The sequence below is a fragment of the Providencia rettgeri genome (assembly GCF_001874625.1).
Lineage (GTDB): Bacteria > Pseudomonadota > Gammaproteobacteria > Enterobacterales > Enterobacteriaceae > Providencia > Providencia huashanensis.
Map to the genome: position 1 here is coordinate 1,312,648 of NZ_CP017671.1, position 13,990 is coordinate 1,326,637.

Sequence of the window (13,990 nt, forward strand, 5' to 3'; positions counted from 1 at the left end):
CGATATGCCACTGCTATTTTTTATGCTGCACTTAAAAAGGGTTCTAAATAAATTGGGCATTAATCTATCATAAAACATCATTCTTAGCTTAAGTACTGTGATAAAAAACAATAAAAGAGAACATTCCGTATTGAAGTGTGCTTAATGCGGAAAAATACACCAGATAATCTTGCTATAAATCGTACTAAACTGGAAATGATAGGCTTCGGTATTGGGAGTCATAACATAATTGCAACTGCATTTGAGGTATTGAATTGCAATTAAATGGCCGTGTGAGTTTTGTTTACACTGGTTTAATGGTGAACTGGGCTCTTATTTTAGATCTACATCAATAAATGTTTAATTAAATAATAAGGTGTGTTAATCATTTTATGAGAAATTGTATTCATTGTTATAGCTCAAAACAAAAAATTATCAGTAATAATAATGGCTTCGAATCAATTACCTCATCTTATGTAAGTCGCTGTATAATATAATATATATCGAATTCTGATTCGCTTTTTCAATTTCTATCAGCTAGAATCCATACAGAAATTAAGTGAACAGAGTGGCTAATTTTATTTTTCAAAATCAGCGGCTAAGTTCCAAATAAAACTCCTAGCCTTTGCGTCTAAGTTTGCATAAACAAATATGATGCACTGGCCGTGGCATACAGCCACCAGGGTGTAAGATAGAAATGTCTGCATCTCCCGTATTTGGAAAGGTGTGATTATGCAACAACTCGTCGATCAATATGACCGGAAATTTTACTATCTTCGGCTTTCTATAACAGATGTTTGCAATTTTCGTTGCACATACTGCCTACCTGATGGCTATAAACCCAGTGGCCGCCATGAATTTCTAACACTAGATGAAATACGTCGCATCAGTACAGCATTTGCTGAACTGGGAACGGAAAAAGTGCGTATTACTGGTGGTGAGCCAACAATGCGTAAAGATTTCAGCGACATTATTGCCGCAATTAATGAAAATGACGCCATCAAAAAAATAGCGGTGACGACTAATGGTTACCGCATGGCGAGGGATGTACAAACATGGAGAGAGGCTGGTCTGAACGCGATTAATGTCAGCGTCGATAGTCTCGATCCTCGTCAATTTGCTGCAATTACAGGGCAAGATAAATTTTTCCAAGTGATGAAAGGCATTGATGCTGCTTTTGAAGCAGGCTTTGAGAAAGTCAAAGTGAATGCCGTACTGATGAAAAATATCAATGATATTGCGTTGAAATCATTTCTAAATTGGATTAAACATCGCCCAATTCAATTACGTTTTATTGAGTTAATGGAAACGGGGGATGGCAGCGATATCTTCCAACGTTACCATGTTTCCGGTGAAACGGTTCGTGCTCGCTTGATTGAAGAGGGCTGGTATATGTTGCCTCGCTCTCGTAGCGATGGCCCAGCTCAAGTCTTTAGTCACCCTGATTATCAAGGTGAAATTGGGCTTATCATGCCGTATGAAAAAGATTTTTGTCAAAGTTGTAACCGCCTACGTGTTTCCTCACTAGGAAATTTACATTTATGTTTATTCGGTGAAAATGGTGTTCCTCTACGGGATTTGTTGGCAGATGATAGCCAAAATGAAGACCTAAAAGCCCGCATACAGCGTGGGTTACACCATAAACGTGAAACTCATTTCCTACATATGGGTGATAGCGGCATTACACCAAATTTATCTGTTATTGGCGGTTAACCCTTTTAGATTTCAGGAGAAAATATGTCCCAACTGACTCACCTCAATGCGTCGGGCGAGGCGCATATGGTTGATGTTTCTGCAAAAACTGAAACTATCCGCGAAGCTCGTGCTGAAGCTTATGTCACGATGAACCCCGAAACGTTATCGATGATTGTTGATGGAAGCCATCACAAAGGGGATGTGTTTGCTACGGCACGTATCGCAGGTATTCAAGCTGCAAAAAATACTTGGCAGCTTATTCCTTTGTGTCACCCATTATTACTCACTAAAGTCGAAGTGACACTTACTGCAGAGCAGCAATATAACCGTGTTCGTATTGAGACATGCTGTCGTTTAACAGGTAAAACTGGTGTGGAAATGGAAGCGTTAACCGCCGCTTCGGTAGCGGCACTGACTATTTATGACATGTGTAAAGCTGTACAAAAAGACATGGTCATCGGCCCTGTTCGCTTATTAGAAAAAACAGGCGGGAAGTCTGGACATTTTAAGGTGGAATGATGATTAAAGTTTTATTTTTTGCGCAAGTACGTGAGTTAGTGGGGGTAGACTGTTTAGACATTACTGAACACTATCAGACAGTTGAAGATTTACGCTACGCGCTCTCTCAAAAAGGTGAACGCTGGGCATTGGCACTTGAGGATGGCAAGTTACTGGCGGCTGTTAATCAATCGTTTGTTCCGTTTACTCATCCGCTTACTGATAACGATGAAGTGGCATTTTTTCCTCCGGTCACAGGGGGATAAAATGGAAAATACCCATATCGCAGTACAGACAGATAACTTTAGTGTTGGCGAACAATATCAATGGCTTGCTGAATGTGATAGTGATGGCGCGGTGGTGACCTTTACAGGCAAGGTTCGTAACCATAATTTAGGGGACAGTGTAGCTGCCTTAACTTTAGAGCACTATCCTGGCATGACTGAAAAAGCCTTAACAAACATCGTCACCGAGGCGAGAGGCCGTTGGCCACTCCAAAGGGTCAGTGTTATCCACCGTATTGGTACACTGCAACCGGGAGACGAAATCGTGTTTGTTGGCGTCACCAGTGCTCATCGTAATGCTGCATTTCAAGCTGCTGAATTTATAATGGATTATTTAAAAACAAAAGCCCCATTTTGGAAAAAAGAAACCTTGCCAGAAAACGAGCGCTGGGTGGAAGCGAAAGAGAGCGATGAAACGTCTGCAAACCGTTGGTAATCGCATTTTTTCCCCTAAAAAATACGAATTTGCCGAATGGTATTGTCAAAATAATGTGTTAGACTTTGGTTAATTTTGTCCGATTGCAGTATTTTTACTGGGTCGATTTTTCTTTTAGCGAAAGGGTAACCATCATGGGTCAGTTTGATCAACGTAATGATTCTCTTGTCCAGAGGGCCAATACAGGCGTTCAGGCATTTATGTCGCAAGTATACGGCTGGATGACAGTCGGTCTATTGCTGACAGCATTTGTTGCGTGGTATTCAGTAAGCAGTGGTTTGTATTACACCATTGCAACGAATAAAGTATTGTTTTTTGGAATGATTATCGCTGAACTTGGTTTGGTCATGGGGATATCATTCTTACTGCAAAAAATTAGCGGAATGGCAGCGACGGGCATGTTTATGCTTTATTCACTGCTAACGGGTTTAACTATTTCAGTGATCCTCGCTGCTTATACGGGCGAATCCGTCGCGGGTACGTTTGTAATTACCGCAGTGATGTTCGGTGCATTAAGCTTCTACGGCTATACCACTAAACGTAGCTTAACAGGGATGGGTAACTTCCTGTTTATGGCTCTAATTGGTATCGTTGTTGCTTCTTTAGTTAACATCTGGCTGCAAAGCACAATGATGTATTGGGTGATCACTTACGGTGGTGTGCTACTGTTTGCTGCGTTAACTGCGTATGACACTCAAAAACTGAAAGAAATGGGTTCACAAATTGATGAAGATGACAGGGAAACCATGCGTAAGTACTCTATTATGGGTGCATTATCTCTGTATTTAGACTTCATTAACCTGTTCTTAATGTTACTGCGTATCTTCGGTGACCGTCGATAATTCATGTTTCTATCCATTAGTTAACATGTGGTCGCTTTAGCCGTAAAAATTCAAAACCCTTGTTACTTCGGTAACAAGGGTTTTTTGATCTAAATACTATCGTAAAATATGATTTGAATATTATTAGTTTGTTTGTAATTCAAGGCGTTATTGGTGTCTCTAGCATGTTCAATTGTGCTTCTAAAACGTAATGTTATATCTTTATGATCACGCTATTTTTTTCCTAAATAAATAATAAGCCGCTGAACTGGTGATTATCGCAATGATAAATAATGGCCAAAGGCTATGAAAAACCACGGAGAAATCTGCATCTTTAAGGTAGATTTGCTTGGTTATTTCTGTGAAATGGCGAATAGGGTTAATCCACGTTATTTCTTGTAGCCAAATTGGCATATTTTCAACTGGGGAAATATACCCTGACAACAAGACTGCTGGCATCATAAACACGAATACACCAATGAATGCTTGCTGTTGCGTTGAACATAATGCCGAAATTAATAGCCCAAACCCGACCAATGACAAGCCATAAAATAACATGGTGGCATAAAATAGCAGCAGGGAGCCAGCAAACGGAATTTGATAGCAAAAAATACCAATGACAAGTACTAGGGTTGCTTGCGCGGTAGCCACAATCAAAGCAGGGACCGCTTTACCGATAAATATTTGCCAAGTTGTTAGTGGGGAAACTAATAGTTGGTCGAGGGTTCCTTGTTCGCGTTCTCTTGCAATTGACAGCGATGTTACAATCAAAACGCCAATAGTGGTTATCAGAGCAACTAATGATGGAACGATAAACCATTTATAATCCAAATTAGGGTTATACCAATTACGGACAACTAATTCACTGTTATTGAGGGAGACCTGTGTTTGTGCCAATTCTTGTTGGTATTGCATCACAATTTGTTCAACATAGTTTGCAGCAATTTGCGCACTATTTGAATTACGTCCATCAAGCAGTAATAACATATTGGCATTTTGTTGTGTCGCAATATCAGCACTAAAGTTTTGGCTAAAACGAACGACGAGTAGTGCTTGGCGGTTATCAAGTACTTTGCGAACCTCTTTCTCATTTTTCACTAATAAAATATGAGAAAAAGCACTGGCTTTGGCGAGCCGTTGGGTTAGTTCTATAGAGTGTTTACCACTGTCTTGGTCAAAAATAGCAATCGTGGTATTAGTGACTTCTAATGTGGCAGCCAAGGGAAATAAAATCATCTGAAAAACCACAGGTAAAATCAAAATCATCCGCGTCTGTGGTTCTTGAAGTAATGATTGAAGTTCTTTCATAATTAAGGTGTATAAGCGATAAAACATAGTGACACCTCAATCAAGACGACGACGGGTTTTAAGCGCCGTTAAGCCAATAAATAAGATGGCTGATGCGATTAACAACAGAAAATCGGTCAGTAAAACGAGGTAGACATCCCCAGCAAGAAATAGTGTTTGTAAACTACTGACAAAATAGCGAGCAGGGATAAAATAAGTCACTACCTGAATGATTGCTGGCATGCTATCAATTTCAAAAATAAAACCAGATAACATTATTGCAGGTAAGAATGCGGCATTTAGAGCCACCATAGCAGCATTGAATTGATTACGAGTGATGGTAGAAATTAATAAGCCCATTCCAAGTGCGGTTGCAAGATAAAGACTGGTGATCACAAATAACACCAGTAATGAACCTCGATAAGGCACACCTAACACAAAAGTGGTGACAAACATGCATAAAACCATCACAAATGAGCCAAGCACTTGGTATGGCAGTAATTTTGAAAGTAATAATTCAGTTTTAGTAATTTGAGTAGAAAGTAACGCTTCCATTGTGCCACGTTCCCACTCCCTAGCAATGACTAGCGAGGTTAAAATAGCCCCGACAACAGTAATGATAATGCTGATTGCCCCTGGGATAATAAAATGCTGACTAATGGCCGCCTCATTAAACCAATAACGCATATCGACCTCAATCAAGGGGGAAATGGGTTTACCTTGGTTTTCCCCTTGTTGCATCTGCCATGTATGCCAAATACCTTTGGTGTATGCTTGCACAAAATTCGCGGTATTTGGCTCACTACCATCGGTAATAACTTGGATAGCCGCATGGCCTTGTGCTTGCAATAATTGCGCTGAAAAATTAACAGGGATCACGACAATGCCGCGGATCTCACCAGCTTGCATTTTGTCTATCAAAAAGTTTCTATTATTACTAATAGTTGCATCAATAAATGGCGAGCCTGTAAAGGTATCGACTAATTCACGTGCTTGTGGGGTTTGCTGCTCAAGCAAAATACCAACGCGTAATTTACTTGAATCTAGATTGATACCATAACCGAAAATAAACAATAACATTAGTGGGATAACAACAGCGATTAATGCACTGCTTGGGTCACGGACAATTTGTTTAGTTTCTTTCCAACATAGCGCTTTGAGCCTACGCCATGAAAAATGGGAAGCTGATTGAGTCATTGAGCCTCCTGCTGTTTATCATAACGGTTGATCAAACCAATAAACGCATCTTCCATCGATGGGTCTGGGTTATCGTTAGTCACAACTTGCTGTTTTAGCTCGTCGGGGGTACCCGCAGCAATAATTTTGCCATGATAAACCAGCCCAATTCTATCGCAGTATTCTGCTTCATCCATAAAGTGTGTGGTGACCATGACAGTGACGCCTTTATCAACCATACCATTAATATGTAACCAAAATTCCCTACGGGTTAACGGGTCAACACCTGAAGTCGGTTCATCTAAAAATAAAATATCAGGTTCATGCATTAACGAGCAGGCCAGTGCTAAACGTTGCTTGTAACCCAAGGGAAGAGAGTCTGTGACCTGATTAATTATGGGAGTAAAATTGAAAGCATCGACCATCTCTTGAATTTTGCTTGATTGTTGTTTGTGATGTAAACCATAAACACCAGAGAAAAACTTTAGGTTTTGCCCAACTTTTAAATTGCCATATAGTGAAAATTTTTGAGCCATATAGCCAAGATGTTGCCTAACTTTATTTGAACTCGTTTTTAAGTCCATACCCAGTACCAATGCTTGGCCATCGGTTGGCTTCATTAAAGCACACATCATTTTAAATGTTGTCGATTTACCTGCACCATTAGGCCCTAACAACCCAAAAATTTCCCCTCGTTTGACCTGAAAGTTGACCCTATCTGTTGCCGCAAATTGACCAAATTTTTTTGTTAAATTACGAGCTTCTATAACAGTTTCCTGCGGGTTAGCAGGTATTTGTGGCACGATAGCCGCTAATTCGGAACGATGGGATGGCCCTCCACCAAGCAAATCAATAAAAGCATCTTCAAAGCGGGGTTGTGGTGCCTCAATCAGCTTTTTATCGCTCATATCTAAAGCTGCTAATAAATTTGCTTGGGATGCGTTAGGCTTTAAAATTAGGCGAATATAACGGCCTTGGATGACTCCATCGGTGGTTTCGGGTAATACGAGCGCATTTTGTAGCACTGTGCGTTTTTGGTTAGCTGGGGCATCAAGTAAATAGGAACGCCCAGCCATTTTTTGGGTTAATACTTCAGGTGCGCCAGAGTAAAGCTGCTTTCCTTTATTTAAAAGCAGTACATTTTTACATTGTTGGGCTTCATCTAAATATGATGTGCTCCAAAGGATTAACATACCGTCATCTGCAAGGGTATGCACCATTTGCCATAACTCGCGTCGTGCGATTGGGTCTACACCAACCCCCGGTTCGTCTAATAGCAGCACTTTAGGTTTACCTAATAATGTACAAGCTAAACCGAGCTTTTGTTTCATTCCGCCAGAAAGTTTACCCGCCAACCTTTTAGTAAAAGGGGCTAGGCTCGTAAAAGAAAGTAATTGCCGATAAGTAGATATGCGTTCTTCACCCACTATGCCTCTAAGGTCAGCATATAAGTCCAAATTTTCTTGGACTGTTAAGTCTTCATATAGCCCAAATTTTTGTGGCATATAACCAAGACTTGCACGCATCGCGATACTGTCTTCAATGGGGTCAAGCCCCATAACTCGAATTTTCCCCGAGTCTGGTTTTAATAAGCCGGCAAGCATTCGCATTAATGTGGTTTTACCTGCGCCATCAGGGCCAACAAGACCTGTCACAGAGCCACCATGAATATCGATTGTTAAGCTTTCAACCGCAGGGGCGCTAAGGCCAACAAACGTTTTTTCGACATTGACTAGGCGAATACTGTAATTATCACTCATTGCAAACTCTTATTGCTTATGATCAGTGAATTGAATGGTTACAGGCATTCCTTGACGTAATGCCTCATCTGCATCATTGACAACAATGCGTAGCCGATAGACTAAATCAGTTCTTAAATCAGGTGTCTGTACGCTTTTAGGGGTAAATTCGGCGGTCGGCGAGACAAAACCAATGGTACCGTGGTAAGGCTTATCTGGCCGGCTATCAGTACGTAAAAGTACTTCTTTGCCCGGTACTGCCTCACCAAGATGGGGTTCACTGACATAGGCTCTGACCCAAACAGGGTTTGTGAGTGTCACGCTAAATACGGTATTGCCTGAATTAATGATAGTGCCAGGCTCAATAGCCCTAGTTAATATTGTACCGGTGGAGGGGGCGGTTAAAAGAGTGTCTTGTAAGTCCAATTCAGCTTGTGCAACAGCAGCTTCAGCCTGCAACCATTCGCCCCTTGCGGCGGCTATTTCTTCTTGGCGAAAACCACTTTGATATTGATTGAGTTTATCTTGTGCGGCTTGGAGTGCGGCAAAAGCTTGATTGCGATTATTTTTTGCATTATCTAGCTCATTGGCTGAAATAACGCGTGAAGCTGCTAGCCCTTGCTGGCGCTTATAAAAATTATCCGCATATTGCCAAGCGGCTTGTTTCTGTGCGACTTCAGCTTCAACTTGAGCAATTTCTTGAGTACGGTAACCACTTTCTTTTAATGCTAACTGAGCCTTCGCGCTATCACGTACCCCTTTAGCTTTATTTAATGCGTTGATATAAGGGGCATCATCAAGTTGACCTAGTTTATCCCCTGCAACAACGTGTGCACCCTCATCGACATTTAAAGACGCCAGTTTTCCAGGTACACGGAAACTAAGGTTAACGGTTCTAACATCAACATTACCATAGAGTGTCAATGTATTCTCTTGCTGAGATTGGTAATAGTAATAACCTCCAGCGGCAATACCGATTAATATGACAATAATTAGAACAACTGCGGAACGGTTTTTATTGTTCATAGCTAACCTTACTTAAGAGCCTGTGATATGAAAAACGGATATTGGTGTTAGAGGCTGTTGATTTTTGATGCTCGGTTTCTGTTTGAAAGACGGCGAAAATCATCAGCCTCTAGTGATAATCAACGTGAATATTTCACTTTAATTAATGATATCACTTTTCATGTTGTTTGCGATGACGTAAACCAGCTAAAAGTATATTAGTATGCTCAATAAGAACTTGATTAATAATTTCAAATTCATTTTCATTGATATGTTTCCAACCCGTTTGCCGTAACAATGTTTCCCGTGCAATGCGAAATGACAGGGTTTCACCAAGAATAGCATGGGTGTGGATAAGCGTCGTTAAATGGTTGGGGTCTGCACCAATATAGAGGGCGATAAGCCGGTTTAATCGTGAGTGTATTGGGCCTAAAGCATGTTCATGAATGATGGTATATGCTTCAGTTGGATTGAGCTGTTCGCGCGCTAATATACGCGAAAAACTCAAATTTTTCTTTTCGAGTTGAAAATAGTTATACGCAATTACAGTCCGTTGCAGTAAATCTAAAGCATCCTCAGGTTTTTGAGTTGCTATCGGTTTTTCTAAAAATTGATCAATTGCCAAGAAAACATCACTGAAATCATCTTTGATATTTTTGGCTATAAGGTGGGCAACGGCTAAGTAAAGCCCTTCTTTTGAACCAAAATAGTAAGATATTGCGGCGATATTTTGCCCTGAAGCTTGTGCAATTTTCCGTGTTGTTGCGCCATCAAGGCCTTGCTCTCCATAGACATCAGCAGCTGTGTGCAGCAGTTGTGTTTTTGCGTTTTCTCCCCGCAAAGTTTGCGATGAACCTGTATTCATAAACATTCCTTTTAAAAATCAGAATTAAATAACACCCAATAAGCTCTTAATTGGCTTTTATGTTTATAAGGGACAAAAAACGACATCTCATAGTATTGTGTAAGTATATATACTATATAGGGGGGATTTTATATTAATTTATTAACCAAACTAAATTAATATATTTATCATCTGCAAATAATGTTAGAATTTGGTGATGTCGCACGGCAGTTTGCGCTTTTTCCTCTGACTCACTTCCCCCATAACTGCCAAAATCTATTGAAAGCGGTGAAGCCCGGAGTAATTTAATTTGACTACTTTTTCAGACCTCGCATTAAACGAGGAAATCTTGCTTGCCATTAATGAATTAGGCTATGAAAGTCCAACGCCAATTCAACAACAAGCGATCCCAGCAGTGCTTGCAGGAAGCGACCTTTTAGCCAGCGCACAAACAGGCACCGGTAAAACTGCGGGTTTTACGTTGCCAATTTTACAAAAACTGGTTACTACTCCTCGTGCTGGGAATAATCGTAAGCCAATTCGCGCATTAATTTTGACGCCAACAAGGGAGCTTGCGGCACAAGTTGCTGAAAATGTAAAAGAGTATAGTCGTCATCTACGTATTCGTTCGTTTGTGGTTTTTGGCGGTGTAAGTATTAACCCTCAGATGATGAAGTTACGCGGAGGCGTGGATATTTTAATCGCGACCCCAGGGCGCTTGTTAGATTTAGCTCATCAAAATGCGGTTGATCTTTCTCAAGTAGAAGTATTTGTGTTAGATGAAGCTGACCGCATGTTAGATATGGGGTTTATTCATGATATCCGCCGAGTTATTAACAAATTACCTAAAAAACGTCAAAATTTATTATTTTCTGCTACTTTTTCAGATGAAATTAAGCAGTTAGCAAATAAGTTACTGAATAACCCAGTGACCATTGAAGTGGCTCCTCGTAATTCAGCTTCTGAACAAATTACTCAGTATGTTCATTTAGTTGATAAAAAACGTAAATCGGAATTACTTTCTTTTATGATTGGTCGTGAGAATTGGCAACAAGTTTTAGTCTTTACTCGGACAAAACATGGGGCTAATCGTCTAGCTGAGCATTTGAATAAAGACGGTATTAAGGCTGCGGCTATTCATGGTAATAAAAGCCAAGGTGCTCGTACACGTGCTTTAGCCGATTTTAAATCGGGGGATATTCGAGTCTTAGTTGCAACCGATATTGCAGCACGGGGCTTAGATATTGAACAACTGCCTTATGTTGTAAATTTTGAGCTGCCTAATGTTGCTGAAGATTATGTACATCGTATTGGTCGTACTGGCCGTGCTGAAGCGACAGGTATGGCGGTTTCATTAGTGTGTATTGATGAAGCTAAATTGCTTAAAGATATTGAAAAATTACTTAAAAAGCCGATTCCAAGAATGTCTGTAGAGGGCTACGAGCCGGACCCTTCTATTAAAGCGGAACCTATTCAAAAAACACCACAACGTGGTGAGCGCCGTTCGAGTGGGGCTTCTAGCAATAAACCTCGTCGTACCAATGTATCCACGGCTAAGCCTAGTACGGGGAAAACGTTGAGTTCGCCATGGAAAAATGCACAGAAAAAAGCTAAACAAGGTCGTCACGAAGGTTAACTGATTTAACTAGTCGTATTAAAAAAGTGGCTCAGCACGATGTTTATTACATCGGTTGAGCTACTTATTTTGATATAGCTTTCCCCTCGCTAAAACTCTTCGTTGCCATTTCCCCATTAAGACGCTCATTCTTATGATAATTCTTCTGCTTATTTACCAACGAAAATGTATTATAGGCGGCAATTGATTAGGTTAAGTTTTATGTCACACGTTAATATTAATATTCTAAAGGTGCTTTATTTAAGGCAATTAAATGTATGAAATTTCTTTTTACCTTATGGCGTTTTTGGGTGAGTAATTTATGCGTGTTTTATTAGCTCCGATGGAAGGGGTTTTAGATCCTCTAGTTCGCACTTTACTTAGTGAAGTTAATGATTATGACCTTTGTATTACCGAATTTATTCGAATAGTTGATACTTTATTGCCGGCAAAAACCTTTTATCGCCTATGCCCTGAACTAAAGTATAAAAGCCGAACTCCTTCTGGGACTTTAGTACGGGTGCAATTATTAGGGCAACACCCACAATGGTTAGCTGAAAATGCGGCTAGAGCTATAGAACTAGGTTCATATGGTGTCGATTTAAATTGTGGTTGCCCCTCTAAAACAGTGAATGGCCATGGCGGTGGAGCAACATTATTAAAACAGCCTGATTTAATCTATAACGCAGTCAAAGCGATGAGAACAGCAGTACCTAAACCGTTACCGGTTTCGGCTAAAGTTCGTCTTGGCTGGGATAATAGTGACCTTGCTTATGAAATTGCAGATGCGGTTCAACAAGCAGGTGCAACAGAATTAACTGTTCATGGGCGAACGAAAGAAGATGGTTACAAAGCAGAGCGAATTAATTGGCATGCAATAGCTGAAATTCGTCAGAAACTTACGATCCCTGTTATCGCTAATGGGGAAATTTGGGATTATACCAGTGCTCAGAGTTGCCTTAATATTACAGGTTGTGATGCAGTAATGATTGGGCGTGGAGCGTTGATCACCCCGAACCTGAGTCGTGTGATTAAGCATAACCATAAAAAAATGCCGTGGGAGCAGGTTGGGTTATTACTATTAAAATATACGGAGTTAGAAAAACAAGGGGATACAGGTAATTACCATGCAGCTCGTATCAAGCAATGGCTTGGTTATTTACGTAAAGAGTACCGGCAAGCAGACGAATTATTTTCCCAAGTAAGGTCTTTAAAAAATGCTCAACAGATAGCACAGGTCATAACGGAAATAGTTAGCCATTGATGATGAACACGAATAATTATCAGGAGTTAATAGTTGCTAAATTGGCTTATAGGGTCTTTACTTATTTGATATGGTAGTGGTTTAGTTAACTTATTTACTACTATTATATAAGATTTTTAGAATATTACTGTGCAACAACCTAGTCTAGGAGGAGTAAGATGGGAGTTATTGCTTGGATTATTTTTGGTTTAATTGCAGGTATCTTAGCTAAGTGGCTAATGCCAGGTACTTACCATATGGGGTTTATTATGACCACTGTGCTAGGGATCGTTGGTGCGGTTGTTGGTGGGTACATTAGCACCTTCTTTGGCAAAGGGAAGGTTGACGGCTTCAACTTTGGTAGTTTTGTTGTCGCTGTTATCGGGGCAATTGTGGTGCTGTTCTTAGCGGGTATATTTGTAAAATAACGCTTTCTTAGTTAGTAAAATCTATTATATAAGCCACTCAGACAAGTTAGTGGCTTATATCTTTTATGGGGTATCGAAAAAGGTTGATTAGTTATGGCTCTATAGGAAGGCCATTATCCTGCCCCCATTGTGCCCATGAACCATCATACAACCGTACATTATGGTTACCCAAAAGTGTAAGGGCCATCAACACTACAGCTGCGGTCATCCCAGAGCCACATGTTGTCATTGATGGTGCATTAATATCAACACCTTGCTCATTAAAAATGGCTTTCAGTTGTTCTGGGGATTTAAACATACCATTTTCAACCAGTAGGTCCCACGGGACATTTTTGCTGCCGGGAATATGCCCCATACGTAACCCTGGGCGAGGTTCTGGTGCTTGAGCTAGAAAGCGAGCAGTGGCACGGGCATCAATAATTTGGATTTTACCATCATGAACAATATCAAGTACTTGTTGCTGGTTCAGTGCATTACTGTCTTTACGTGAGGCTGTGAATTTTTTAGTTTCAGGAGGGGGAACCTCACCAGATTGAACAGTAAATCCTGCAGCTTTCCATGCATCGATACCGCCCGCTAAAATTTTAACGTTATTGCAGCCCATAGTGGTGAAAGTCCACCATGCTCTAGGCGATGAAAATAAATTATTTTGTGAGTAAATAATAACTTGCGTCTCATTGCCTATACCCATCATTCCAACGGCGTGGCTGAATACTTCAGCGCTTGGTAGCATATGAGGTAAGTCACAGGATTTATCGGCGATTTCATCTTGATGAAAAAACTGAGCGTTAGGAATGTGTTCTTCTAGATAACGTTGACGGCAGTCATAAGGAGCGGTTGGTGGGGGAGATGAGGCATCAAGTACAATGATATTGCCATCAAACAGATGTGCGTTTAACCATTGAGGGGTTACAAAATAGTCGTTGTACATAAGCTATCT

Annotated in this window: 14 protein-coding genes and 1 riboswitch; of the genes, 8 read left to right on the top strand and 6 right to left on the bottom strand. The window is 40.5% G+C overall.

Annotated elements, in window-relative coordinates; translation table 11 throughout:
• The first annotated feature begins 582 nt into the window (after window positions 1-582).
• Window positions 583-722: riboswitch (molybdenum cofactor riboswitch) on the top strand.
• From moaA to RB151_RS05890, 5 genes are all read left to right on the top strand, one after another.
• On the top strand, window positions 712-1,692 hold the full coding sequence (gene moaA / locus RB151_RS05870; protein ID WP_042846603.1) for a GTP 3',8-cyclase MoaA: 981 nt from the start codon (window positions 712-714) through the stop codon (window positions 1,690-1,692). It overlaps the preceding riboswitch by 11 nt.
• A 24-nt stretch (window positions 1,693-1,716) precedes the next feature.
• On the top strand, window positions 1,717-2,193 hold the full coding sequence (moaC, locus tag RB151_RS05875; RefSeq protein ID WP_042846602.1) for a cyclic pyranopterin monophosphate synthase MoaC: 477 nt from the start codon (window positions 1,717-1,719) through the stop codon (window positions 2,191-2,193).
• Window positions 2,193-2,438, top strand: a complete 246-nt coding sequence (gene moaD, locus RB151_RS05880; protein ID WP_042846601.1) for a molybdopterin synthase sulfur carrier subunit — start codon at window positions 2,193-2,195, stop codon at window positions 2,436-2,438. Before moaC ends, moaD begins: the two co-directional genes overlap by 1 nt.
• A gap of 1 nt (window position 2,439) precedes the next feature.
• Entirely contained in the window at window positions 2,440-2,892 is a 453-nt protein-coding gene (moaE, locus tag RB151_RS05885; RefSeq protein WP_042846600.1) for a molybdopterin synthase catalytic subunit MoaE, read from the top strand.
• 134 nt (window positions 2,893-3,026) lie between these two features.
• Window positions 3,027-3,734, top strand: a complete 708-nt coding sequence (locus tag RB151_RS05890; protein WP_042846599.1) for a Bax inhibitor-1/YccA family protein — start codon at window positions 3,027-3,029, stop codon at window positions 3,732-3,734.
• A 207-nt stretch (window positions 3,735-3,941) separates the two neighbouring features.
• On the opposite strand, the gene RB151_RS05895 is transcribed toward RB151_RS05890, so the two are convergent.
• From RB151_RS05895 to cecR, 5 genes are all read right to left on the bottom strand, one after another.
• Window positions 3,942-5,048 carry an ABC transporter permease gene (locus RB151_RS05895; protein ID WP_042846598.1) on the bottom strand — a complete coding sequence of 369 codons (1,107 nt, stop codon included), beginning with the start codon at window positions 5,046-5,048 and terminating at the stop codon, window positions 3,942-3,944.
• A gap of 9 nt (window positions 5,049-5,057) precedes the next feature.
• Window positions 5,058-6,197, bottom strand: coding sequence for an ABC transporter permease (locus RB151_RS05900; RefSeq protein WP_042846597.1), 1,140 nt, complete (start codon window positions 6,195-6,197; stop codon window positions 5,058-5,060).
• Window positions 6,194-7,936: an ATP-binding cassette domain-containing protein gene (locus tag RB151_RS05905; RefSeq protein ID WP_071547848.1), complete on the bottom strand. Its 1,743-nt coding sequence runs from the start codon at window positions 7,934-7,936 to the stop codon at window positions 6,194-6,196. Before RB151_RS05905 ends, RB151_RS05900 begins: the two co-directional genes overlap by 4 nt.
• Before the next feature lie 9 nt (window positions 7,937-7,945).
• The gene (hlyD, locus tag RB151_RS05910; RefSeq protein WP_042846595.1) at window positions 7,946-8,941 is read right to left on the bottom strand and encodes a secretion protein HlyD; all 996 of its coding nucleotides are present in this window, start codon (window positions 8,939-8,941) and stop codon (window positions 7,946-7,948) included.
• A 151-nt stretch (window positions 8,942-9,092) separates the two neighbouring features.
• Entirely contained in the window at window positions 9,093-9,791 is a 699-nt protein-coding gene (cecR, locus tag RB151_RS05915) for a transcriptional regulator CecR (RefSeq protein ID WP_173424819.1), read from the bottom strand.
• A gap of 283 nt (window positions 9,792-10,074) precedes the next feature.
• Between cecR and rhlE the strand changes: the two genes are divergently transcribed.
• The 3 genes from rhlE (at window position 10,075) to RB151_RS05930 (ending at window position 13,050) form a co-directional block, all read left to right on the top strand.
• Entirely contained in the window at window positions 10,075-11,400 is a 1,326-nt protein-coding gene (gene rhlE / locus RB151_RS05920; protein ID WP_042846593.1) for an ATP-dependent RNA helicase RhlE, read from the top strand.
• A 301-nt stretch (window positions 11,401-11,701) separates the two neighbouring features.
• Window positions 11,702-12,643, top strand: coding sequence for a tRNA dihydrouridine(16) synthase DusC (gene dusC, locus RB151_RS05925; protein ID WP_042846592.1), 942 nt, complete (start codon window positions 11,702-11,704; stop codon window positions 12,641-12,643).
• A gap of 158 nt (window positions 12,644-12,801) precedes the next feature.
• Entirely contained in the window at window positions 12,802-13,050 is a 249-nt protein-coding gene (locus tag RB151_RS05930) for a GlsB/YeaQ/YmgE family stress response membrane protein (protein WP_042846591.1), read from the top strand.
• 91 nt (window positions 13,051-13,141) lie between these two features.
• Here the strand turns inward: RB151_RS05930 and sseA are convergent, their stop codons facing one another.
• Window positions 13,142-13,981 (bottom strand): 3-mercaptopyruvate sulfurtransferase, encoded by an 840-nt coding sequence (gene sseA / locus RB151_RS05935; RefSeq protein WP_042846590.1) that lies wholly within the window; start codon window positions 13,979-13,981, stop codon window positions 13,142-13,144.
• Window positions 13,982-13,990 lie beyond the last annotated feature (9 nt).

Excerpts from the sequence above, each read along its gene's own strand:
- moaD (WP_042846601.1), top strand. The coding sequence starts at position 2,193 with ATGATTAAAGTTTTATTTTTTGCGCAAGTACGTGAGTTAGTGGGGGTA.
- dusC (WP_042846592.1), top strand. The coding sequence starts at position 11,702 with ATGCGTGTTTTATTAGCTCCGATGGAAGGGGTTTTAGATCCTCTAGTT.
- moaC (WP_042846602.1), top strand. The coding sequence starts at position 1,717 with ATGTCCCAACTGACTCACCTCAATGCGTCGGGCGAGGCGCATATGGTT.
- RB151_RS05890 (WP_042846599.1), top strand. The coding sequence starts at position 3,027 with ATGGGTCAGTTTGATCAACGTAATGATTCTCTTGTCCAGAGGGCCAAT.
- RB151_RS05895 (WP_042846598.1), bottom strand. The coding sequence starts at position 5,048 with ATGTTTTATCGCTTATACACCTTAATTATGAAAGAACTTCAATCATTA.
- moaA (WP_042846603.1), top strand. The coding sequence starts at position 712 with ATGCAACAACTCGTCGATCAATATGACCGGAAATTTTACTATCTTCGG.
- RB151_RS05930 (WP_042846591.1), top strand. The coding sequence starts at position 12,802 with ATGGGAGTTATTGCTTGGATTATTTTTGGTTTAATTGCAGGTATCTTA.
- RB151_RS05900 (WP_042846597.1), bottom strand. The coding sequence starts at position 6,197 with ATGACTCAATCAGCTTCCCATTTTTCATGGCGTAGGCTCAAAGCGCTA.
- RB151_RS05905 (WP_071547848.1), bottom strand. The coding sequence starts at position 7,936 with ATGAGTGATAATTACAGTATTCGCCTAGTCAATGTCGAAAAAACGTTT.
- sseA (WP_042846590.1), bottom strand. The coding sequence starts at position 13,981 with ATGTACAACGACTATTTTGTAACCCCTCAATGGTTAAACGCACATCTG.
- moaE (WP_042846600.1), top strand. The coding sequence starts at position 2,440 with ATGGAAAATACCCATATCGCAGTACAGACAGATAACTTTAGTGTTGGC.
- cecR (WP_173424819.1), bottom strand. The coding sequence starts at position 9,791 with ATGTTTATGAATACAGGTTCATCGCAAACTTTGCGGGGAGAAAACGCA.
- hlyD (WP_042846595.1), bottom strand. The coding sequence starts at position 8,941 with ATGAACAATAAAAACCGTTCCGCAGTTGTTCTAATTATTGTCATATTA.